Origin of the sequence: Xanthomonas cucurbitae, from assembly GCF_002939885.1 — a bacterium.
GTDB lineage: Bacteria > Pseudomonadota > Gammaproteobacteria > Xanthomonadales > Xanthomonadaceae > Xanthomonas > Xanthomonas cucurbitae.
The window spans coordinates 90,674-113,185 of record NZ_MDED01000012.1; the positions used below are offsets into that span (position 1 = coordinate 90,674).

Annotated in this window: 14 protein-coding genes and 1 pseudogene; 9 read left to right on the plus strand and 6 right to left on the minus strand. The window is 65.8% G+C overall.

Annotated features, from left to right (window positions below; translation table 11 throughout):
• The first annotated feature begins 11 nt into the window (after positions 1-11).
• The 9 genes from XcuCFBP2542_RS08550 to XcuCFBP2542_RS08590 all read left to right on the plus strand — a co-directional run bounded on the left by XcuCFBP2542_RS08550 (position 12) and on the right by XcuCFBP2542_RS08590 (position 14,445).
• Positions 12-374 carry a response regulator gene (locus XcuCFBP2542_RS08550; protein ID WP_104603165.1) on the plus strand — a complete coding sequence of 121 codons (363 nt, stop codon included), beginning with the start codon at positions 12-14 and terminating at the stop codon, positions 372-374.
• The gene (locus XcuCFBP2542_RS08555) at positions 374-904 is read left to right on the plus strand and encodes a chemotaxis protein CheW (protein WP_039413900.1); all 531 of its coding nucleotides are present in this window, start codon (positions 374-376) and stop codon (positions 902-904) included. Before XcuCFBP2542_RS08550 ends, XcuCFBP2542_RS08555 begins: the two co-directional genes overlap by 1 nt.
• Before the next feature lie 39 nt (positions 905-943).
• The gene (locus XcuCFBP2542_RS08560; protein ID WP_104603166.1) at positions 944-2,980 is read left to right on the plus strand and encodes a methyl-accepting chemotaxis protein; all 2,037 of its coding nucleotides are present in this window, start codon (positions 944-946) and stop codon (positions 2,978-2,980) included.
• A gap of 113 nt (positions 2,981-3,093) precedes the next feature.
• Complete coding sequence (locus tag XcuCFBP2542_RS08565) at positions 3,094-9,981, plus strand: Hpt domain-containing protein (protein WP_104603167.1); 6,888 nt, start codon at positions 3,094-3,096, stop codon at positions 9,979-9,981.
• Between the two features lie 7 nt (positions 9,982-9,988).
• Complete coding sequence (locus XcuCFBP2542_RS08570; protein WP_104603168.1) at positions 9,989-11,161, plus strand: chemotaxis protein CheB; 1,173 nt, start codon at positions 9,989-9,991, stop codon at positions 11,159-11,161.
• A 33-nt stretch (positions 11,162-11,194) separates the two neighbouring features.
• On the plus strand, positions 11,195-11,674 hold the full coding sequence (locus XcuCFBP2542_RS08575; protein WP_104603169.1) for a chemotaxis protein CheW: 480 nt from the start codon (positions 11,195-11,197) through the stop codon (positions 11,672-11,674).
• A gap of 181 nt (positions 11,675-11,855) precedes the next feature.
• Positions 11,856-12,431, plus strand: coding sequence for a GNAT family N-acetyltransferase (locus XcuCFBP2542_RS08580; RefSeq protein WP_104603170.1), 576 nt, complete (start codon positions 11,856-11,858; stop codon positions 12,429-12,431).
• A gap of 221 nt (positions 12,432-12,652) precedes the next feature.
• A complete protein-coding gene (locus XcuCFBP2542_RS08585) occupies positions 12,653-13,717 on the plus strand; it encodes a glycosylasparaginase (protein ID WP_104603183.1) in 1,065 nt (354 codons plus the stop codon).
• On the plus strand, positions 13,714-14,445 hold the full coding sequence (locus tag XcuCFBP2542_RS08590; protein ID WP_104603171.1) for a copper homeostasis protein CutC: 732 nt from the start codon (positions 13,714-13,716) through the stop codon (positions 14,443-14,445). Before XcuCFBP2542_RS08585 ends, XcuCFBP2542_RS08590 begins: the two co-directional genes overlap by 4 nt.
• A 102-nt stretch (positions 14,446-14,547) precedes the next feature.
• Here the strand turns inward: XcuCFBP2542_RS08590 and xopL are convergent, their stop codons facing one another.
• The 6 genes and pseudogenes from xopL to XcuCFBP2542_RS08620 all read right to left on the minus strand — a co-directional run.
• The gene (xopL, locus tag XcuCFBP2542_RS08595) at positions 14,548-16,197 is read right to left on the minus strand and encodes a type III secretion system leucine-rich repeat domain-containing effector XopL (protein WP_223214460.1); all 1,650 of its coding nucleotides are present in this window, start codon (positions 16,195-16,197) and stop codon (positions 14,548-14,550) included.
• A gap of 217 nt (positions 16,198-16,414) precedes the next feature.
• A pseudogene (locus XcuCFBP2542_RS08600) lies at positions 16,415-16,751 on the minus strand (exo-alpha-sialidase); the annotation flags it as partial.
• A gap of 247 nt (positions 16,752-16,998) precedes the next feature.
• Positions 16,999-17,196: a hypothetical protein gene (locus XcuCFBP2542_RS08605; RefSeq protein WP_104603173.1), complete on the minus strand. Its 198-nt coding sequence runs from the start codon at positions 17,194-17,196 to the stop codon at positions 16,999-17,001.
• Between the two features lie 299 nt (positions 17,197-17,495).
• Positions 17,496-18,215: a M48 family metallopeptidase gene (locus XcuCFBP2542_RS08610; RefSeq protein ID WP_104603174.1), complete on the minus strand. Its 720-nt coding sequence runs from the start codon at positions 18,213-18,215 to the stop codon at positions 17,496-17,498.
• A gap of 23 nt (positions 18,216-18,238) precedes the next feature.
• Positions 18,239-21,529 carry a type I restriction endonuclease subunit R gene (locus XcuCFBP2542_RS08615; protein ID WP_104603175.1) on the minus strand — a complete coding sequence of 1,097 codons (3,291 nt, stop codon included), beginning with the start codon at positions 21,527-21,529 and terminating at the stop codon, positions 18,239-18,241.
• The coding region (locus tag XcuCFBP2542_RS08620) for a restriction endonuclease subunit S (protein WP_104603184.1) at positions 21,526-22,512 on the minus strand (987 nt) is incomplete at its 5' end. The genes XcuCFBP2542_RS08615 and XcuCFBP2542_RS08620, both read right to left, overlap by 4 nt.

Genomic DNA, 22,512 nt, shown 5'->3' on the forward strand with positions numbered 1-22,512 from the left:
GGAAAGGCAACATGGCTCGAATCATATTGATCGAGGACTCGCCCACCGACAGGGCAGTCTTCAGTCAATGGCTGGAAAAAGCCGGCCACACCGTCGTCGCCACCGACAACGCCGAGCAGGGACTTGAGCTGATACGCAGCCAGGCGCCTGATCTGGTGCTGATGGATGTGGTGCTGCCCGGCATGAGCGGCTTCCAGGCAACGCGCGCACTGGCGCGCGACCAGGCCACCAAGGACATCCCGGTGCTGCTGGTCAGCACCAAAGGCATGGAAACCGACAAGGCCTGGGGGTTGCGGCAAGGTGCCAGCGACTACATCGTCAAGCCGCCGCGCGAAGACGATCTGCTCGCGCGCATCAAACAACTGGTGCGTTGATGCGCTCTCCATTCGACATTCTCGAAGACTACGAACGGCGTAGTCTTGCGCACGCCACGCCGCTGCCGGAACGCCAGTTCTCGGCCGATATCTGGCGTGGCGTGGGGTATCGCGTCGGTACCCGGCGACTGGTCTCGGATTTTCGCGAAGTGGCGGAAATCGTACCGATGCCGCCGGTCACGCCGGTGCCGGGCGCCCAGCCCTGGCTGCTGGGCGTGGGCAACCTGCGTGGCAACCTGTTTCCGGTGATCGATCTGAAGCAGTTCCTGGAGGGCCGGCGCACGGTGCTGCAGGAAGGCCAGCGCGTGCTCATCATGCGTCAGAGCGGCGGCGACGTCGCGCTGACCATCGACGAGCTCTACGGCCAGCGCAGCTTCGAACAGGCCCAGGCGGTGGAGCCCGGCGAGCTGGCCCAGGGCCGCTATGCGCACTTCATCGAACGTGCCTTCCGCAACGAGACGCAGGACTGGGGTGTGTTCTCCCTGGCGTTGCTGTCGCGCACTCCTGAATTCCGGCAGGCCGCGGCCTAAGCCGCGACCCCGCCACGTCCTACAGATCGAGGTCGAACCATGAGTACCGCCCCGGACGCCCGCAAGACCAACAAGCTCGGCAGCGTCAGCACCAGCTTCTGGCTTGGCTTGCTGGTGTTGTCGATGATCGTGTTTGGCGCCAACACTGGCGTCGCGACCTGGCAGGGCAGTCGTCTTGCCGGTGCCGGCACCGGTGCGGCCGACCTGCAGGTGCTCTCGCAGCAGCTGGCCAACCAGGGCCGCGAAGCGATTTCCGGCGATGCAAAGGCGTTCGCTGCCTTCAAGGACACCAAGGCCCGCATCGACAGCACGGTCAGCGAGCTGGATGGCCGCTTCGGCAAGGAAGGTTCGGTGGCCAGCCCGATGGCGCAGCTCAAATCCACCTGGGTGCCGATGGGCAAGAACGCCGACCAGGTCATTGCCAGCGAAGCGGCGGTGCTGGGCCTGGCCGGAAACGCCGAACGCTTCTCCGGCAGCGTGCCGCAGCTGCAGGCGCAGTTGAACGAAGTGGTGCGCGCGATGACCGCCAGCGGCGCGCCGGCCTCGCAGATCTACAACACCCTGCAGCAGGTGGTGGTCGCCGGCACCATGGCGCGCCGGGTCACTGAAATGCGCGCCGGTGGTGCCAACGCGGCCGCCTCCGGCGATGCGCTGGCGCGCGACTCGGTGGTGTTCACCCAGATGCTGGAAGGCCTGCGCGCAGGCAACGACGAGCTCGGCATCGCTGCGGTGCGTAACCCTGCCGCCCTGGCCGCACTGGAGCAGTCGCAGGCGCAATGGGCGACGATGAAGAAGGACATCGACGCCATCCTGGCCGCCTCGCGCAACCTGTTCGCGGCGCAGTCCGCTGCTGCGGCGCTGACCGCAAGTTCCGGCAAGATGCTCGATGACAGCAAGAAGCTGTTCGATGCGTTCTCCGCGTTCGGTTCGGCGCGCGACACCCGGTGGTTTCCCAACTTCTGGCTGGGCGTGGTGTCCGGCCTGGTCGCCTTGCTGGCCATCGTCGGGTTCGTGTGGAGCTCGGTGCGGGTGCGCAGCCGCGAGCAGGACGTGCGCTACCAGGCACAGGTGGAATTCAACAGCCGCAACCAGCAGGCGATCATGCGCTTGCTGGACGAAATCAGCTCGCTCGGTGAGGGTGACCTGACCGTCAAGGCCTCGGTGACCGAGGACATGACCGGCGCCATTGCAGACGCGATCAACTACGCCGTGGACGAACTGCGCCACCTGGTGACCACCATCAACGACACCTCGGCCAAGGTGGCCGTGTCGACCCAGGAAACCCAGGCTACCGCGATGCAGCTGGCCGAAGCGGCCGGCCAGCAGGCCAACCAGATCACCACCGCCTCCGAGCGCATCAGCGAAATCGCCGCCAGCATCGAACAGGTGTCGCGCAACTCCACCGAATCGGCCGAAGTGGCGCAGCGCTCGGTGGTCATCGCCGCCGAAGGTGCCGGCGTGGTACGCGAGACGATCCAGGGCATGGACCAAATTCGCGACCAGATCCAGGAAACCTCCAAGCGCATCAAGCGTCTGGGTGAGTCCTCGCAGGAAATCGGCTCGATCGTGGAACTCATCAACGACATTTCCGAGCAGACCAACATCCTGGCGCTCAACGCCGCGGTGCAGGCGGCCTCGGCGGGCGAGGCCGGTCGCGGTTTCGCGGTGGTGGCCGACGAAGTGCAGCGCCTGGCAGAACGCACCTCCAGCGCGACCCGCCGCATCGAAGGCCTGGTGCAGACCATTCAGGCCGATACCAACGAGGCGGTCGGCTCGATGGAGCAGACCACCTCCGAAGTGGTGTCCGGCGCACGCCTGGCCGAAGACGCCGGCACCGCGTTGACCGAAATCGAGCGCGTGTCCAACGCCTTGAACAACCTCATCAAGAACATCTCTATCGCCGCGCACCAGCAGTCGGCAGCGGCGACGGACATCACACAAACCATGGGCGTGATCCGACAGATCACCAGCCAGACATCGCAGGGTGCGGAACAGACGGCCGAGTCGATCGGCAACCTGGCCCAGCTTGCCGCCGATCTGCGCCGTTCGGTCGCCGACTTCAAGCTGCCGGCGTGACCACGACGCGGAACGGGAAAGGATCAGCAGATGGCGCGTAGTCGCATTACGTCGATGCAGGAAGGGACCGGTCGCCGCGCCAGCGGTGGGCCGGCCGTCGTCAGGGGGCTGCAATGAGTGCGCTTCGCGATGCAATGAGCCATGCCGCACTGGGTTGGGTCAAGCCGGAGCTGGACGAGACCTTGCGCCAGGCGCGCAACGAGATCGAGTACTTCGCCGAAGAACCCTCCGACACCAGCCGGATGCGTTTCTGTGCCGGCTACCTGCACCAGGTGCAGGGCACCTTGCGCATGGTCGAGCTGTACGCGCCGGCAATGGTCGCCGAGGAGCTGGAACTGCTGGCCCAGGCGGTACAGGTCGGCGAGATCGCCGACCGCGACGAGGCCTGCGCCATGCTGATGCGCGGTGCCGTGCTGCTGCCCGATTATCTGGAACGCCTGCAAAACGGCCATCGCGACATTCCGATCGTGTTGCTGCCGTTGCTCAATGAAATCCGTGCCACCCGTGGCCAGCCCGGCTTGAGCGAGAGCGTGCTGTTTGCGATCGACCCGCAGGCCGGCATGGCCACCGAGGCCGAGCTGGATCACGCACGCGGCAGCCTGAGCGGGCGTAACCGCGCGCTGCTCGATACCGTTGGCAGCGCGGTCAAGGAAGAATTGCTGCGCGTCAAGGACGCGCTGGACCTGCACCTGCGCACCGGCGGCGAGATCGCCGAGCTGCAGACCCAGGTCAACGATCTGGGCAGCGTGGCCGACACGCTGGGCATGATGGGCCTGGGCGTGGCACGCAATGTCGTCGTGCAGCAGCGCGATGCGCTGGCGCGCGTGGTCGATGGCCAGGTGCAGATGGACGAAGGCGTGCTGCTGGATATCGCCGGCGCGCTGCTGTACGTGGATGCCTCGCTGGACGACCAGGTCGCCAGTCTTGGCGCCGACATCGGCGATGGCAATGAAGCCAGCAACAGCGCCACCTCGTCGGAGGTGCGTCGCACCGTGGACGTGCTGGCGCAGGAAGCGATCGCCAATTTCGGTACGGCGCGCGAACACTTCGTCGCCTTCATCGAAACCAACTGGGACCATGCCCGGCTGGCCGAGGTCCCGCATCTGCTGGGCGAGGTCGGCGGGGCGCTGCGCATCCTCGAGCTGCCGCAGGCGGCCGATTACCTGGAAGGCGTGCGCCGCTATGTCGATCAGGAGTTGATCGGCAAGCAGCGCGTGCCCAGCGGCCGCCAGCTGGACACGCTGGCCGATGCGATGGCCAGCCTGGAGTACTACCTGGAAGCCCTGCGCGAGCGCCGTCCCGGCCGCGAGGAGATCCTGGACATCACCCGCAACAGCCTGGAAACGCTGCGCTACTGGCCGTTGCCGTCCGGGCAGCCGTCCGAATTGCCGGTGGGGACCGACCAGCCGGGCAGCGTCGTCGCGCCGCAGCAGGTCGCCGTCGGCGCACTGCCGCTTGCCGGTACCCCGGAGGCGGCGGCCAACGATGCCACGCCGGCCGCAGTGCTGGAATGGGCCAACGAAACCCTTGTGGAAACCCCGTTCGCGGCCAGCGCGGTGCACGACACCGGCGCGGCAGCCACCGACACGGTGTTTTCGTTCGACCCGGTGACTGCCGAGGAAACCGTGTCCGGCCAGGCGCATGTGCCGTTCACGGTGGCGCCGCTGGACCTGTCCGACGATGGCGCGCAGGCGCCCGGCGATTGGCGGCTGGACACCACCGAGCAGGCGGCACCGATTGCACCTTCCGCGTTCGACCCGGTGTCGGCCGAGCAGGATGGGCATCTGGCCAGCGAGGCTGCGCAGGTCAGCTACACCGTGGACCTGAGCGCCCTGGAACAGGAACACGCCGCTGCGCCGGTGGGGGCCGATGAGGCGCCGCTGCAGATCGAGCAGATCACCTTGCCTGGCGACGCCGATCAGACCGAAGCGCCGCTGGATTTCATCGCCGAAAACGAAGCGCGCCGCGCGCAGGTCAGCATCGAAGATGCGTTCTCGCCGCCGCCAGCGCCGCCGGCTCCGGCGCAGGAACCGGAAGGTCCGTTCGTGGATGCCGCGCCCGAGGCACAGGACACACCGAGCGAGGCGGCTGCCGAGCAGGCTCCCCCGCGCGTGCAGCAGGCCGTGGTCAGCGCGTTCGACGTGGATGCGGCATCGGCGGCGTTTTTGGCCGATCTGGACGCGGCCGCTGCGCAGTTCGACACCGAGCGGCCACCGGTTTCGCCGAGCAGCAGCGAGACCGCAGCCGAGGTCGCACCGGCACCGGCACCCGCCAGTGCGCCGGTGCCGGTGGCGGCCGATGCCGGCATCTTCGGCGGCTTCGGCGACAGCGATATCGATGACGACATCCGCGATGTGTTCCTCGAAGAATTCGACGAGGAACTGGTCAACCTGGGGCAGCTGCTACCGGTCTGGCGCGCCGCGCCGAACAGCCCGGACAAGCTGCGCACGATCCGCCGGGTCTTCCACACCCTGAAGGGGAGCGGCCGCCTGGTCGGTGCCAGCGTGCTCGGCGAGTTCAGCTGGAAGATCGAAAGCATGCTCAACCGCGTGCTGGATAACTCGCGCCCGCCCAGTCCGGCGGTGGTGGCGATGGTCGGGCTGGCCTACGAGGTGCTGCCGCAGTTCAACGCAGCACTGCGCGACCAGGGCCGCATCAGCGCGGACCTGCCGGAAATCCAGGCCATTGCCGAGCGCGTTGCGGCCGGTGAAGAGGTTTATTACGTGCCTGCAGCGGCGACGCCGGCAACCACCGAAGTGGCTGCGGTTTTGGCCGATGCCGGTGCGCCTGCCGCCAGCGGGGGAACCCCGGCATCGGTGGACAGTGTGCTGCGCGAAATCCTCGAAGCCGAGGTCGCCACGCACCTGGAAACCGTCAACGCCTGGCTGCAGGCCACCCAGGCGGCACCACAGTTGGCGACCGAAGAGCTGTTGCGTGCCGTGCACACCATGAGTGGCGCGTTCGCGATGACCGACGTGCCGGAAATTACCCTGGTGACGACGCCGGCCGAGAGCTATGTGAAGCGTTTGCTCTCGGCATCGGCAACGCCGTCGCCGGAAGGGATCGATGCAATCGCGGCGATGGCCGCAGCGATCGCCACCACGGTCACGGCATTGCGCGCCGAGGCGCCGTTGATTCCGTCGTTCGCGCCGTTGACCGCGCGCTTGCGTGCTCTGGTGGAGACGCTGCCGGAAGCACAGTGGCCGCCGCAGGCGTTCCTGGAAGAACTGGACGACGTCGATGCGGAGAGCGAGACCTCTGTTGCTGGTGATGCGACGGTCGAACTGACCGGCGTGGAGGATCTGTCGCAGTACCTGGATGCCGGTGCACTGCCCGCCGACGCCACCTCGCCGACGCAGCCGGCCGACCACACGCATGACGCCGAGGTCCCTGCCGAGGCTGCGATGGCGGTGGACGAACTGGCCGAATCCGAGGCCGGCCAACACGCCACCGATGCGCTGCAGGCACCGGCGCCGGACGATCACGACGCCCTGTCGCAGGATCAGCACGCCGACACGGCGGAGACGGCAGTCGACGACGCAGCAACTGTGCAGGGCGACGCCGTGGGCGCCGACCACCACGACGCTGCAGCGCAGGCCCACGACGCACACGACACGCTGGCCGATGAGTCGGCGGTCGAAACCGATGCCTGGGACGCCACCGAACGACAGCCTGCCGATGTTGCCGACGCGGCGCTGGCGCACGACGCAGCGCAGGCGCCGGCCGAACCGGCTGACACGCAGGCGCATGCCGCGTCCGATGCGGATGCTTCGTTCGTTGCGCATGACGTGGCAGCGGGCGATCCAGCTGCAGATGGGGCGGACACCCGCGTTTCCACGCCGGACACCGTCGTAGTCGACGAGCTGGCCGACGCAGAAGCCGCGCTTGGTCAGACGCAGACGCTTGCCAGCGCGGACGATGCCCACACCGTGGCCGACGACGCGACGGTCGAGAGCATCGACGCGCTGGAAGCGGTGCACGCCGATGCCGATGTCGGCGCGCCGCTCCACTCCGATGACGTCGCCAAGCAGGCAAACGACGACGAAGCCGCAGCGTCGCACGACGCCGACGCACAGCATGCTGCGCAGTCGGACGCCGAGGCGCACGCGGAGCAGCCGCAGTCGGAGCAGTCTGCAGCCTGGGGCGTGCCGTTCGAGGCACGCACAGACTCCGGCGAGCAGATCGAGACGACCGAATACACGGCGGTCGAGGACGCGACGCACGGCGAGCAAGTTGCCGAGATCGAGGCCGAACACGCCGACACGGCGCATGCGCCGTCCGGTCAGCATCACGACTCCGCACAGGCCGATGAGGCGCTGCCCGAGCACACCATCGCATCGGTGCAGGCGGTCGAAATGGCGCATGCGGCCGACCAGGCGGAAGAGGCGAGCGATCCGCAATCGGAGATCGCGCCCGAGTCGCATGCCGAGCCGGTCGCCAAGACCGACGCGCAGCACGCTGGCGAGCCTGCATCCATCGATGCGACAGCCACGACAGACCAGGTCGAGCACATGGAGCAGGCCGAACACGCCGATGCTGCCGAACACGATGCCTCTGCCAGCGAACACGCGGCCGAGCCGGCTGACCCTACCGCCGCGTTCAGCGCACCGGTGGAAGACGCCGCGCGTACCGATACCGGCAGCAACGACGTCGGTGCCGCGTTCGATGTGGGCCCGCTCAACTTCGATCAACTCGACGGCGAACTGGTCGACATCTTCGTCGAGGAAGGTCGCGACCTGCTGGACCACTGCGATGGCCTGATCGCCCGCATGCGCGAAGTGCCGGAAGACCGCGAGGTCCTCAACGGACTGCAGCGCGATCTGCACACGCTCAAGGGCGGTGCGCGCATGGCCGGCATCAATGCCATCGGCGACCTTGGGCACGCGATCGAATCGCTGCTGGAAGCGGTGGCGGCCAACCGCACCGACATCGACCGCGACGACGTGCGCCTGTTCGAGCGTGGTTTCGATCGCCTGCATCAGTTGCTGACCCGTACCGGCATGCACCGCGCCGTGGCGATGCCCACCGACCTGGTGGAAACCTTCGAAACCCGTACCCGTGGCCGCGATGCCGCCCCGCCCAGCGACGCCGATGTCCGCGCGATCGCCAAGGCGTCGGTGGAGCCGGCACCGCTGTCGGCACCGGTGCCGGTGGAAGGCCAAACCGAAGAAGACTTCCTGCCGCGCGTGCAGCAGGAGCAGGTGCGCGTACGCGCCGATCTGCTCGATCGCCTGGTCAACCACGCCGGCGAAGTGGCGATCTACCGCTCGCGCCTGGAACAGCAGCTGGGCGCGTTCCGTGGCGCCATGGGCGAACTGGATCGCACCAACGCCCGCCTGCGCGACCAGTTGCGGCGTCTGGACCTGGAGACCGAAGCGCAGATCGTGGCGCGTTACCAGCGTGAGCAGGACCAGGGCGATCGCACCTTCGATCCGCTGGAACTGGACCGCTTCTCCACCCTGCAGCAGCTCAGCCGCGCCTTGAACGAATCGGCGGCCGACTTGGGCGGTTTGCAGGGCGTGCTGGAAGATCTCTCGCGTCAGTACGACGGCCTGCTGCAACAGCAGTCGCGCGTCAGCTCCGAGCTGCAGGATGGCCTGATGCGCGCGCGCATGGTGCCGTTCGATGGCCTGGTGCCGCGGTTGCGCCGTGTGGTGCGTCAAGCCGCCAGCGACACCGGCAAGCAGGTGCATCTGCTGCTGGAAGGCACCCAGGGCGAACTGGATCGCAACGTGCTCGATCGCATGGTCGCGCCGCTGGAACACATGCTGCGCAACTCGGTCGCGCACGGGCTGGAGACGCCCGAGCAACGCCGCGATGCAGGCAAGCCGGAAGAAGGCAGCATCGCGATCCGTCTGCGCCGCGAAGGCTCGGAAATCGTGCTGGAAGTGGCCGACGACGGCGCCGGCCTGGACCGCGAGGCGATCCGTCGCCGTGGCGAACAGCGCGGCCTGATCGAACCGGGCCAGGAGCTCAGCGATGCCGAACTCGATGGGCTGATCTTCGCCTCCGGCTTCAGCACCTCCGAGCAGGTCAGCCAGCTGGCCGGCCGTGGCGTGGGCATGGACGTGGTGCGCAACGAAGTGCGTCAGCTCGGCGGCTCGGTGGACATCCACTCGGTGCGTGGCCAGGGCGTCACCTTCACCCTGCGCCTGCCGCAGACGCTGGCGGTCACCCAGGCGGTGTTCGTCCGTATTGGAGAGACCACGTTCGCGGTGCCGGTGGGGTCGGTCAGCGGTATCGGCCGCATCTCGCGCAGCCGTTACGAGTCGGGCGAGGGCGGTTACCACTACGCCGGCGAAGAGTACGTGCTGCACGACCTGGGCTCGCTGGTCGGCCAGGCTGCGGCGCGTGCCGATGGCCAGGCGCAGGTGCCGTTGCTGCTGGTGCGTGCGGGCGACCTGCGCGCCGCGGTGGCGATCGACCAGGTGCTGGGCAACCGCGAAATCGTGGTCAAGCCGGTGGGCCTGCAGATCGCCTCGGTGCCGGGTATCTATGGTGCCACCATCACCGGCGATGGTCGCGTGGTGGTGATCCTGGACGTGGCGCCGCTGGTGCGTCGTTACCTCAGCCAGCCGGCACGTCCGGCGCTGGACAGTCCCGCCGAAGCACAGCGTCAGGTGCCGCTGGTGATGGTGGTGGACGATTCGCTGACCATGCGCAAGGTCACCAGCCGTGTGCTGGAACGCCACAACCTGGATGTCAGTACCGCCCGCGATGGCGTGGAGGCACTGGAACTGCTCGAAGAGCGCGTGCCCGACCTGATGCTGCTGGACATCGAAATGCCGCGCATGGACGGCTACGAGCTGGCCACCGCGATGCGTGCCGACCCGCGCTTCAAGGCGGTGCCGATCGTGATGATTACCTCGCGCAGTGGCGAGAAGCATCGTCAGCGCGCCTTCGAGATCGGCGTGCAGCGCTACCTGGGCAAGCCCTACCAAGAGTTGGATCTGATGCGAAACGTGTATGACCTACTGGGGATTGCCCGTGTCCGAGACTAATGGCGCAGTGGGAACTCCGGTGGCCCTGTTGGGCCGGCCAGGGCCGGCGCGCGAGCGTCTGCGCGAAGCGCTGGCCTCGGCTGGCGCGCAGGTGGTGCTGGAAGACGACCCCGCAGCGGTGGACGTGCAGACCTTGCGCGATGCCGAACCGGTAGCGGTGCTGGTGGCGCTGGAACCGGCCATCGAAGATGCGCTCGAAGCCCTGGAGCCGGCCTTCAACCTGCCTGGCGTGACGGTGATCTTCGACGAGGCCGAACTCACGGTGCGTCGCGAGGGCTGGGAAGCGCAGCGCTGGGTGCGCCATCTGGCCGCCAAGCTGCACGGTCATGCCGACGTGTTGCCGCCAGGCACCGAAAGCGAGCCGTCGCTGCATCCCGAACCCGGCCTGGCGATCCAACCGCGGCAGCATTCGGACCTGCAGCTGGACCAGCACCTGGAAGCGGCCGCGCATGCCTTCGAAAGCGTGCCGGGCGATGCCTTGTTCGCGCAGGTCGCCAGCTCAGCCGATGACAAGCCGGCGCCAACGCTTGGCGATTCCAGTACCTGGGGCCTGGTCGATGAGGTGCAGGTGGTGACGCGCGCGCGTGCCGAGCTGGACGTGGCCGCACTGTCCACGGGCGGCCTGTCGCTGATGGACCTGGAACACACGAGTGCGCCCACCGGCGCGGTGCTGGTGATGGCCGGCATCGGCGGGCCGGATGCGATCCGCCGGCTGCTGGCCGCGCTGCCGCCGGAGTTTCCGCGTGCCGTACTGGTGCGCATGACCCTGGACGGTGGCCAGTACGGTAACCTGGTCCGGCAGATGGGGCGCGTGTCCGCGCTGCCGGTCGATCTGGCCGAAGCCGGGCAGGTGGTGGCACCGGCCAGGGTCTACGTGCTGGCCGACGGCGTTGGCGTACAGCGGCACCAGGACGGGCTGGCCTTCGTGACGCAAAGCGACCCCGCCGGGCTGATTGCCGCGTTGCCGGCGGCCGATAGCGCCGTGCTGATGCTCAGCGGCGCCAACGAGGCGCTGGTGGACGGGGCACTGGCATTGGCTGGCCAGGGTGCCTGGTTGGCCGGTCAGTCCGCCGATGGCTGCTACGACCCTGCCGCGGCCGCCCGCCTGGCGCGCCAGGGCATCCTAATCGCCGATCCTGCGCAACTGGCACAGGCGCTGGCGCAGCGTTGGCCGGCGTAAGCCCGGCCCCTTCTTTCAGACCGGAACCGTGCCATGAGCTACGCCAATAACGACGAAATCCGCGGCGTCCTGATCCAGGCAGGCAACGAGCGCGTGCTGCTCCCCAACGCCACGGTGGCCGAGGTAATGTCGCGGGTGGCGGTGGAAGCGCTGGCGGACATGCCGCGCTGGGTGGTGGGCCGTATCGACTGGTATGGCTGGAAGGTGCCGCTGCTGTCGTTCGCGCGCCTGAGCGGGTTGGGCGAAGAGCCGGCCGCACTCAACAACAAGGTGATCGTGCTGAAGGCGCTGGGCGGCAATCCCGCGCTGCCGTACTTTGCCCTGCTCACCGCCTCGTTTCCTCAGCTGATCTCGGTGCCGCGCGACGGCCTGCTGGCCGACGCATCCGAAGACGCACTACCGGACGGCGTGTACATGCGCGTGCTGCTGGGCGAGCAGAGCGCACTGTTGCCAAACCTGGATGCCATCGAGGCACAGGTTGCGCAGGCGTTGGCGACTGCCGACGCCGCCTGACCGGCATGCGCGCAAGCGCCGGGTACATCGCCGCGTGGATAGGGCGGGCCGCTGCAGTCGAACCGGTGAGGATGGTTCTTTCCAACCGCTGTCTGGATGCCTGGTCGGCGGGCGCCGCCACGGGCTGCCACGCAGGGGGCGCAGGTGCCTGCACACGGCGTCGCGCCGACCCGGGCACACGATGAGCTTGCCCACCTTCGCACCGCAGCGGCATGCCGGTGGCGTTGCGCTGTGCGACCTGGCCGGCGTCGATCCGGCGGCGGTGGCCGACTATCACGTGCGCAATCGCGCGCACCTGGCCGATGCGATGCCACTGCGGCCAACCGCGTTCTACACCGTAGAAGGCTGGCGCAGGTTGTGCATTGCCTATCGCAGCGCGGTGCCAGGCGAACGCGAACTGCAACTGGTGCTGCTGACCGGGCAGCAGGTGATCGGCACGGTGGGATTCACCCAGATTCAGCGCGGTGCGTTGCAGGCCTGCCATCTGGGCTATGGACTGGACGCCGCCTGGCAGGGCCGTGGCCTGATGCAGTGGGCCGCCGCACAAGGCATTGCGTTCGTGTTCGGTCCATTGAGATTGCACCGGGTGATGGCGCAATACGTGCCGGAGAACGTGCGCAGCGCACAGGTGTTGGCACGGCTGGGTTTCCAGATCGAAGGCCGCGCGCGGCGTTATCTGCAGTTGAACGGGGTGTGGCGCGACCATGTGCTGACCAGCCTGTTGCGCGACGATGACGAGCAGACGGCGGTCGAGTGAGGTGGCGGTGGGGCAGGCGTGTCCGGCGCATGGGCGAACCTGCAGCAACCCGATGAGTGCAGCGCGTTGCAGGGCCAGGCGGCCAGTGCTGCGCATTGGCCGTTGTGCCTGGATCCGCATCCACGCAGGCCGCCAGGCGGTTTATCTGCAGGCCGTGCTGCCGCATCATGGCAAGCTGCCGCCTGGTGCGCGGCAGTCGTTTTGGTCATGGAGTCGCCTGGATGATTCAACGCCGTGGTTTTCTCAAGAGCGCCACCCTGGGCGCCATCGCTTCCGGCCTGGCCGGGTGGGGCGCGCGTGCGCAGGCCGCGGCCGCAGGCACGGCGGCGGTACGTCCTTCGGCATTGCCCAAAGGTCAGGCACGGGTGATTTCCACCTGGGATTTTGGCGTGGCCGCCAATCAGGCCGCGTGGAAGATCCTGAGCGCCGGTGGCATGGCGCTGGATGCGGTGGAGGCCGGCGTGCGCGTGCCCGAAGCGGACCCGAACAATCCGACGGTGGGCCTGGGCGGGTATCCGGATCGCGATGGGCGGGTGACGCTGGACGCCTGCATCATGGATCACCTGGGCAATTGTGGCGCGGTGGCATCGCTGGAAGACGTGGTGCATGCCATTTCGGTGGCGCGCGCGGTGATGGAAAAGACCCCGCATGTGATGCTGGTGGGCGACGGCGCGCGGCAGTTCGCACTTGCGCAGGGCTTTCCGCAAACCAGGTTGTTGACGCCGAGTTCCGAAGCGGCGTGGAAGCAATGGTTGAAGACCTCCCAGTATTCGCCCGAGGCCAATGTGGAAAACCGCGCCTGGCGTGATGCCAAGCTGCCCGGCGGCAAGGACAACCACGACACCATCGGCATGCTGGCGCTGGATGCGCACGGCAATCTGTCCGGTGCGTGCACCACCAGCGGCATGGCGTGGAAGATGCACGGGCGGGTGGGCGACAGCCCGATCATCGGCGCCGGCCTGTATGTGGACAACGAGGTGGGCGGCGCGACCTCTACCGGCGTGGGCGAAGAGGTGATCCGCAATGTCGGCAGCTTTGCAGTGGTGGAAATGATGCGCCAGGGCAAGTCGCCGGCCGATGCCTGCCGCGAGGTGGTGATGCGGCTGATCCGGCGCAAACCGGAGCTGACGCGCACGCTGCAGGTGGGGTTCCTGGCGATGAACACGCGTGGCGAGGTGGGCGCCTTTGCGATCCAGAAGGGCTTCAGCTATGCGGTCTGCGATGCGCAACGGCAGGATCTGCTGGTGCCCGGCGACAGCCACTACACCACCGAGCCGGCCGCATGAGTGCGTTGGGCCTGGAAGTGGCCGCCGATTCGGTGGCATCGGCCGTGGCTGCGCAGGACGGCGGGGCGATGCGGGTGGAGTTGTGCGGGGGGCTGGATGGCGGCGGGTTGACGCCGTCGTTCGGCACGTTGGCGGTGGTGCGCGCGCGCTTGCGGATTCCGCTGTATGTGCTGATCCGGCCGCGTGTGGGCGACTTCGTGTTCAGTGCCGATGAAGTGGAGGCGATGCGCCGCGACGTGCAGCAGTGCGTGGCGCTGGGCTGCGATGGCGTGGTGCTGGGTGCGCTGGATCGCGATGGACAGGTCGATAGGGTCACGATGCGCGTGTTGATCGAGGCGGCCGGCCCGCTGGGCGTGACCTTCCATCGTGCGATCGACGTCAGTGCCGAGCCCGCGCGCGCGCTGGAAGATGCGATCGCGCTGGGCTGCGAACGCGTGCTGACCTCCGGTGCACGCGCCAGCGCCATCGAGGGCGTGGACGTCATCGCCGCGCTGGTGCGGCAGGCCGCCGGTCGCATCGGCATCATGCCCGGCGCCGGACTCTCCGAGCACAACCTCTGCATGGTACGGCAGCGCACCGGTGCCCACGAATTCCATGCTTCGGCGCGTGGCATGATCGCCGCCCAGGTGTCGTCTCCGCACCCGTATATCCGCGATCTGGGCGGAGACTATCAGCGTACCGATATCGTGCGGGTACGACGGATGGTGGACGCGTTGCAGCAAGAGTGAAACACGTGCAAAGGGTCGTTTCGCCAAAGTAGGCGCTGCCTGATTTGCTCAAGCACAATCACAGCAATGCTTGATTGGCCGCTCTGCATGTCGCGTTTGCCGCTACCGCTGGCGTGAATGTTCCGAGGTTGTTTGCTGTTCGCTATCAGAGTCGTCGCTGACCCGTTCGGGAATGTGCAGCGTGAAAGAGGGAAGGCGCGCCCGTTCTTCGGGGTGTGCATTGACAATCAGCTCCCGGGTCTTCCACATCTGGACTGCCTTGGCCAGCGTCGCTGCGTCGAGCTGGCTTCCTTCGTGATAAACGAACTGCCCGAGATGATCGACGATGCCCAGGTGCGCGCTCTTCTGCGCCTTCCAGTTGCTGACGTTCGTGTAGTGGCGGCTGAAGCCTTCCTCCGTCGGGTCTTCGACCCTTGGGGATGGGCCTGCCATGTCGCTCACCCGTGCCAGAAAATGGCCATCCCTGCTTTCCTCCAGCATTTTCTTCAACACCGGAATCTGGCCGAAGGTGGTGGGAGTTCCGGGGTGGCGCTTTTCTGGAAGATAGGATGGGGCATCTTCCAGAAAGGGATTTCTTTCCTCATCAATGACCGTGCTAAGCATAGCCTGTGCGGTGTCTTCGATGCGTTCGAGCGCAACCTTGTGCAGAAGTTCGGTTGTAGTCGCCGTGGAGGAGGATGCGCTGGCTTGATTGCCGGCAATAGGGGGCGAGAGATCCGGGGCGACCTGGCCAGTCCGCTCTGGTTCGGCGGGGCGCGCAATCAGACGATGATGGTCGAGTTGCGCTTGTAAATGCGGCGGCACCAGGATAATGCAACTGGCAGGTAATCTGGCGATCGACGAGGGCAGTCTGGATAGATTTTCGCAGCCTCGCAGATCGAGTTCTTCGAGTTGCGTCAAGCGGTGAATGTCCAGCGGCAGCGTGCGCAGGTTGCTGCAGTCTTTCAGACTCAGTCGTTTCAATGGCGCGCTGCCGCCAAAAATCGGAGGATAGTTGCACAGCGCCGTGCAGCCTTCCAAATCAAGTTCCTCCAGCCTTGGCATTTGATGGATGGCCGGGGCAAGGGCGGACAGCGGCGAATTGCGTATCTGTAGCGTTTTCAGGCTTTGCAGGCCGGTGATGGAAGCCGGAAGCGATGTGATCCCGGTTCCTACCAACTGCAGCTTCTGCAGGTTGACCAACCCCTCGTGCTCGCCGGATGCATTGGTGCGCGCCAGGCGTTCGGGAAGTTCTTTCAATTCCGGGCAGGAAAAGATGGAGAGCTCACGCAATCGGCTGAGGCTTGCGATGGATGTAGGTAGCGAGTCAAGCGGATTGTGCGCAAGCGTCAGTGTTTCCAAGCCCGCGAATTGCTGCATGGTGGCGGGAAGCTCCATCAACCCCGCCGCGTTGATCGTCATGTGCTGCAGATGAGAAAGACGGTATGCCTGATCGGGGAATTGTGGGAGGGGAACTGAGTGCAGCTCCAGCGATACCCTCCCCGGTAGGGCTGCGTCCTCCAGCATGTCGGCTGTTGCTTTCAGTGCCAGGGCGGTGCTTGTTTCGGTCGCCGGGTTGTTGCGGTTGGCCTCGCGCCATGCGCGGTGCCAGCGATCGCGATCTGCCTTGTAGTGTCGTTGCCATTGCGATAAGACGTCGCGGTAGGGGCGAAGTGCTGTGGAGCGCTGTAATAGTGAAGCGCCAACGGTCGGTGGCACACGGGGGCGACCGGGCCGGTGGCCCGGCACATATCTGAGCAGGCCGCCGAGCATGCCGGTAGGGCGCTCGGGCGCGGGGTGTGTGGGTGGGACATTGCGCGCGGTCGCAGTTGCATTGGACGCATCCTGCTCCGGCAGTCCGACAGGCATGCCCGGCAGGCGTGGTTGATCGACGCGTCGCATCGCATTCCTCGTCTTGGCTGTAGCTCACCGACGATGATCGGCATGCAATGCTATCGGCTAATCCTGCGGGGCGAAGCCATCGTCATCATTACGAAGGCTCGGCGGCGTGCCCGCACGCCGTTGTACAGCGCTCAGACTGCGTTGCGGGGGCGGGCGCCTAGCAGGAGCCGCATGCGTTGATCCGGGTGGGATCGAGCACCACACGCTTGATCCGTCGGCGCTTCCAGGTGTAGCTGATGTGCACCAACCCACCATTCCAGATGCGCGCGCCAGCCGCGATCTTCGCGGCTGTTGGGTGCCAGGATGCGTCCGCTCGGCAACTGCAGCGGCTTGTTCTTGATCGGCCCAAGGATGCCGCCCGGCAGTCGCTGCGGCGCCGACCATGTCGCCCCGTTGTCGACGGAGGTGAGACGCAGCCCCCACCACGAATTCGCTTCGCACGATAGGCAAGGCCGGAAGGACGGGAGCGCGTGCCTGCGCGCTGCAGGCAGCAAGACTTCCAGCAAGGCAGGTCAGCAGGCGCGTGGCAAACATCCGGATCCAATGCAGTGTGGACTTGATGGATACCCAATGACCAGCTTGCTCACGGTGCTTAGGTCGTCCCAGTCGGTCAGCTGATGGGCGGTGGCGACGGCGGAACGCCGCCGCCACCGCTGCACGTCTTCGATGGGCTCAGGCCACGTTGTCGTCGCATACCTGTGGCGGCAACAGCGTCTGCGGCTTCTTCGCCGATTCGGTCTGGCACAGGAAGGCCATTCGGTGCGCCGCCTCGGTGCTGTCCATGGGCTTGCCGTGGACCTGCTCGGCAACGGCATGCTGGCTGCCCGCAGCGGCGGGAACGGATTCTTGCGTAACGGTGGACGAGGACATGCAACGCTCCTGGAACCTGCAATCAAGCCGTCTACGTCGCAAGCACGCGCATCCGTAACGGAGTCAGCCGGTGATCTTGCCTGGAATCTGGTCCGCCCGATACCTTCAGGGCAACGGGCGGCGCGGCGGCACCGGATGTTCTGATAACGGCTGGGGGCGGCCCGGCTGAAGGGCCGCCGACATCACTCTATGTGTGTCAGTGACTGGCCGTGGTGTCACATCGGCGGGTTACAGGGAATTCCACTCTTCTGTGCATGGCTACCGTCAGGTGGACGCTCAGCAGGCGGTGGAACCGCCTTTCACTGACGTAGCGCCAGCTCTGCCAGGCCATCCAGGCGACGCTTTACATTTCGCCAGTCGGGCATATGGGCGTCGAGTAGTCGATGGAAGCCCTTGCCGTGATTGTGAAGCTTCAGGTGACACAGCTCGTGGAGAATGACGTAATCGATGCAAACCGCAGGCACACGGATCAGCGCCAGATTCAGGCTGATCCTGCCCAGCGGCGAGCAACTGCCCCATTGCCGCTGCATCGCCCGCAATGCGAGGGGCGGCGGCTGCTTGAGCCAGCGCAGATGCGCGGCCATGTCGGCGACGCGCTGGGGTAGCGCTTGTCTGGCACGCTCGCGTTGCCAGCGCTCCAGCGCGGTGCGTACCGCTTCGGGCGCCCGGCTGGTTACGCATATTTCGATATAGCCGCTACGCAGGCGCACGCCGTTCTGCTCTGCGTCAGGGGTCACCTTCAGTCGGTAGCGTCTGCCGAGATGCAGCACGGTTTCGCCACTGACGTAGGCGTAGGGCGTGACGTGTCGCAGGCGGCTTTCGATCGCGGTCAGGTGCAGGTGAATCCAGCGCGCGCGCCAGGTGAGGGCCTGTCGGATCTGCGCGTCGGTTGCCTGTAGCGGCGCATCCAGTCGGACGCGACCATCCGGCTCCACATGGATCGCCACGCGCGCGATGGGGCGGGTGGGGGATCGGTGGATCTGGCAGTGAATGCGGCGCTCGCCATAGGTCACCACCATGTGGTCTTGTGGGGCGGCATTTGTCACGCGCGGCTGCGCCCGATGCGCACGATGTGGATCACCTGGTCCACGATGGTCTTGGCGTGATCCAGCCCAAGCAGATCGAACATCGCCGGAAGCAGTGTCTGACGAATCTGGGACTCGATGCTGTGCGGGTTCAACGAATGTTCTGCCACCGCGTTGCGTACCACCTCGTCGATGGTGATGGCCAGCGTCACCAGCTCAGTCATCCGTTCCGCGCTATTGGCATCCATGGCCTGTTCGCCCAGCGCGAGCCGGATGACACCGAAATACGCACTGGCCTGTGGCTTGTCGGCCAGCGCTGCAGGAATTCCAGGGGGCTGCTCGCTTTGCAGGCGCTGTTCGAATGCCCGCAGTACCGCGTATTGCTTCAACGGATGGTCGAACATGGCGGCTGCCTCGGCGATGGCCTGCCGCAGCAGCTCGCCGAACACCTTTTGCGCGTAGGGATCGCCGGCCAGGTCCTGTTCGATGGTCTTGCGCAGCCGGGTCTGGATGAGGTCTGCCTCGTTACGGGTTTTTTCCTCCGACCAGGTGTGCGGGTCCTGCGACTGCCCCAGTTCGTGCACCACATAGGCGCCTTCCGGTTCACGGACCTCACGCCCGATCACCTGTTTGTCCACCAGCTTGCGGATCTGTTCTTCGTAGACGCCGTAGTCCACGGTCTCCATCGCGTCGCGCCGGGCGGTCAGTCGCAGGCCCGAGAAGAACCGCAGATCCTGCTTGTAGCGGTCGATTAGCGTATCGGGAAAGGCTGTGTCTTCGAAGAAGCTGCGCGAGGACAAGGCGGTCTGCAGGCATAAACCGAATTCGGTCAGGGCAGCATAGAAGTCCTCGCGCACGGCCTGGCGTTCGTCGTAGTCCTCGCCATCGGCGTCCCGGACGAAGTGCGGGATCAGGCGTTGTCGGAACTGTTCAAGGTCGCGGCGGTTGGTCACCCCCTCGAAGAACGCCCATAGCCGCGCATGCAGTGCGGGCAGGCGTTTGTACTCGCTGCTGACCGCGTGATACAGCCCCTGCAGGTCGGCTACATCAAAGCCGGCCTGCGTGCGGGTTTCCAGATCGCGGTAGGCGCGCACGGCGGTATCCAGCTCCGGCAGGATGCCGCGGTAATCCACCAGCAGGCCGTGGCGCTTGGCATCGTGCAGGCGGTTGACTCGCGCTACCGCCTGGATCAGGTTGTGGCCCTTCAGCGGCTTGTCGATGTACAGCACGCCATTGCGCGGCTCGTCGAAGCCGGTAAGCAGCTTGTCCACCACGATCAGCAGGTCTGGCTCGCCTTCGCCGCCGAAGGCATGCACCGTTTCGCGCTCGTAGTCTTCTGGACTGATGCGAGCATCGGTCATGGTCTGCTTCCACCACTTGTGGATGTCAGGCGCGTTGTCTTCGTCTACCGTACTGTTGCCCTCGCGGGTGTCGGGTGGGGAGATCACCACGGCGCTGCTGGCCAGGCCGGTCTGGTCCAATGCGCGCTTGTAGCGAATTGCATCGCGCTTGCTGTCGGTGGCCACCTGGCCCTTCAGCCCCAGCGGTTTGACGTGCTCGTGGTAGTGGGCGGCGATGTCCCAGGCGATCAGTTCGATGCGGTTTTCCGCGCCATACACCGCGCGCTTGCTGGCGAACTTTTTCTTCAGGTCGCTGCTCTGCGCCTCGGACAGCCCGGCGGTGATCTTGTCGAACCAGCGGTTCACCGCTGCTTCGTTGACGTCCAGCTCCGGCACGCGCTCTTCGTACAGCAGCGGCGCCACGGTTTGGTCTTCCACCGCGCGCTGCATCGAGTAGGCGTGCAGGATCGGGCCGAACTTGTTGGCGGTCTTTTCGTCCTTCAGCAGCGGGGTGCCGGTGAAGGCCAGGTAGGCCGCATTGGGCAGCGCCTTGCGCATGCGTTCGTGGGTTTCGCCGCCGTGGCTGCGGTGGCCTTCGTCCACCAGCACGATCAGATCGGGCGAGGGGTTGCGGCACTCGGGCAGCTTGGCGGCGGTGGTGAACTTCTGCACCAGCGAGAAGGTGATGCGCTCATTGCCCTGGCCGATACGCTGCGCCAGGTCGCGGCCGGTGGTGGCCTTGCTGCGTTCGCCCTCCTTGCGGGTGGCGACCGCCGAGCCGAACGCGCCGCCGCTCAGGAAGTTGCGCGCCAGCTGGGTTTCCAGGTCGGTGCGGTCGGTGACTACCAGTACCCGGCATTCCTGCAGGGCTTCATCCAGCAGCAGCGCCTTGGTCAGGAACACCATGGTGAAGCTCTTGCCCGAGCCGGTGGTGTGCCAGAGCACGCCGCCCTCCCGGCCGCCATCGGGCCGAATCTTGCGGATCTGCGCCAGCAATGCACGGATACCGAAGAACTGCTGGTAGCGCGCCACCAGCTTGCCGGCCTTGCGGTCGAACAGCACGAAGTTGCGCAGAAACTCCAGTAGCCTGGCCGGCGTGAGCAGGCCGGCCAGCAGCCGGTCCTGCTCTGTCGGCAGCATGGGTTGGTTCCACAGCGCCTGGCAGTAAGCGCGTAGTGGCGCCGGCTTGCCGGCCAGCAGCGCATCGCGCGTGGTCGCGGGCAACGCGGCGTTCTTGAGGCGATGCAGATGTGCCTCGTCGAACTGCTCGTCGCGCCAGCGCGCCCAGAATTTGGCCGGCGTTTGGGTAGTGCCGTAGCGCGCTTCGGTCAGGCTGAGCGCCAGCAGCAGCTGCGCGTAACCGAACAGCTGTGGAATCTCCTCACTGCGCTGGTTGCGCAACTGCTGGCTGATAGCCTCGTCCACCATTGACTTGCCGGCATGCCCGGCAGCCGGGCGCTTGGCCTCGATCACCACCAGCGGCAGGCCATTGACGTAGCCCACTATGTCCGGGGTGCGGCTGTGCGTGCCCTGCGCGGACAGCACCTCGCACTCTTCGGTGATATCCCAGCGGTTGGCAGCCGCATCCAGCCAGTCGATCACTGCGATGGTGGGCTGGTGCTTCTTGCCGTCGGGCATGAACTCGGTGACGGTGATGCCCAGCGCCAGCAACTGGTACAGCCGCTCGTTGGCTGCCAGCAACCCATTGCCCAGCGGCAATGCCGACAGCTCGCGCACGATCTGGTCGATGGCGCCGGGCGAGAGCGGGTAGTCCTGGCCCTTGTAGATGTAGCGCCGCGTTTGCAGCACCTCCAGCAGCCGCGGCACCAGCAGCACCTCGCGGGTGCTGCCGCACAATGCCAGGCAGTCCGCGGCGCTCAGGTACTGCCAGCCCAGGTTGCACAGCAGGTGCAGGGCGGGCAGCTGCGCGCCGGCCTGTTCGCGGGTGTCGGGGGCGCTGTGGGTCATGCGGCGCTCGTCTCTTCGGCGGGCAGGCGCACGCGGCGCTTGCCGGTGAGGAGTTGGGCCATGAGGGCTGTTTTTTCGCTGCGCAACTTTTTGATTTGGGCCTTGTGCGCATTGATGAGGTCATCTGCTGCTGTCAGAACCCTCACGGCACGCTCCTGTTCGGCGAGCATTGGAATGCGTACCTTGATCTTCTTGAAGTGTTCAAACTTCAGGTTCCACGTATCTGACACCAATCCTTGCGAATGGCGATAGAACGTAAAAATCATTTCTTCAAGCTTGAAAAGATATGCCGCAAAGCGCGCATCGATTTTTTCGTTTGGAAGAATGATGGTGTATGCGGGACTAACGATGCCTTCGATTTGGGACAGCGCCGAAACGCCTTGCCACATGCGCATGGTGTTGTAGCCAATGTCGCCAGGACAGATGCGCAGGTATTTTGACTTGTCCTCATTCGAGGTGTCTTTGCGTCCCACGCTGTCACGCAAGACAATGCCATCGTCCCGTGTAATTGAAAGAAGGGGGAGGCTGTCTTGCTTGCCTTCGATGCGCTCTGTGAATAAATCGCCCAATTGGTAAGTTTTCCAGTCTTCGCCTTCTTTCCTGCGCGAAAGAAGTTCGCACATCAGTGCCGATTTTTGGTTTTGGCTATTTTTTAGCAGTTTTTCCACGGTGACGATGGCTTGATCCCAGGTGGAGAGGATGTGGGCTATGCGGCGTTGTTCGCGGATTGGTGGAAGTGCTAAATCAACAGATTTCAGAAGAATTGTGTCCAGCTTCCCTGTTCCATGGCCTGCCGTATCGACCATATCCAAAACAATATGCTTCTTACTCTGAAGTTGGTAGGCGAAAAACCGAGCATCAAGATCGTCGACGGGAACCATCGCCTTGATATCTGGCTCATCGCGGATTCGTGTGGGTGCCTTGAGGCCCCTGAATCTGCGTTGAGCCTTGGAAACAGGCCCTTTCCACCGTCCCAGAAGGTG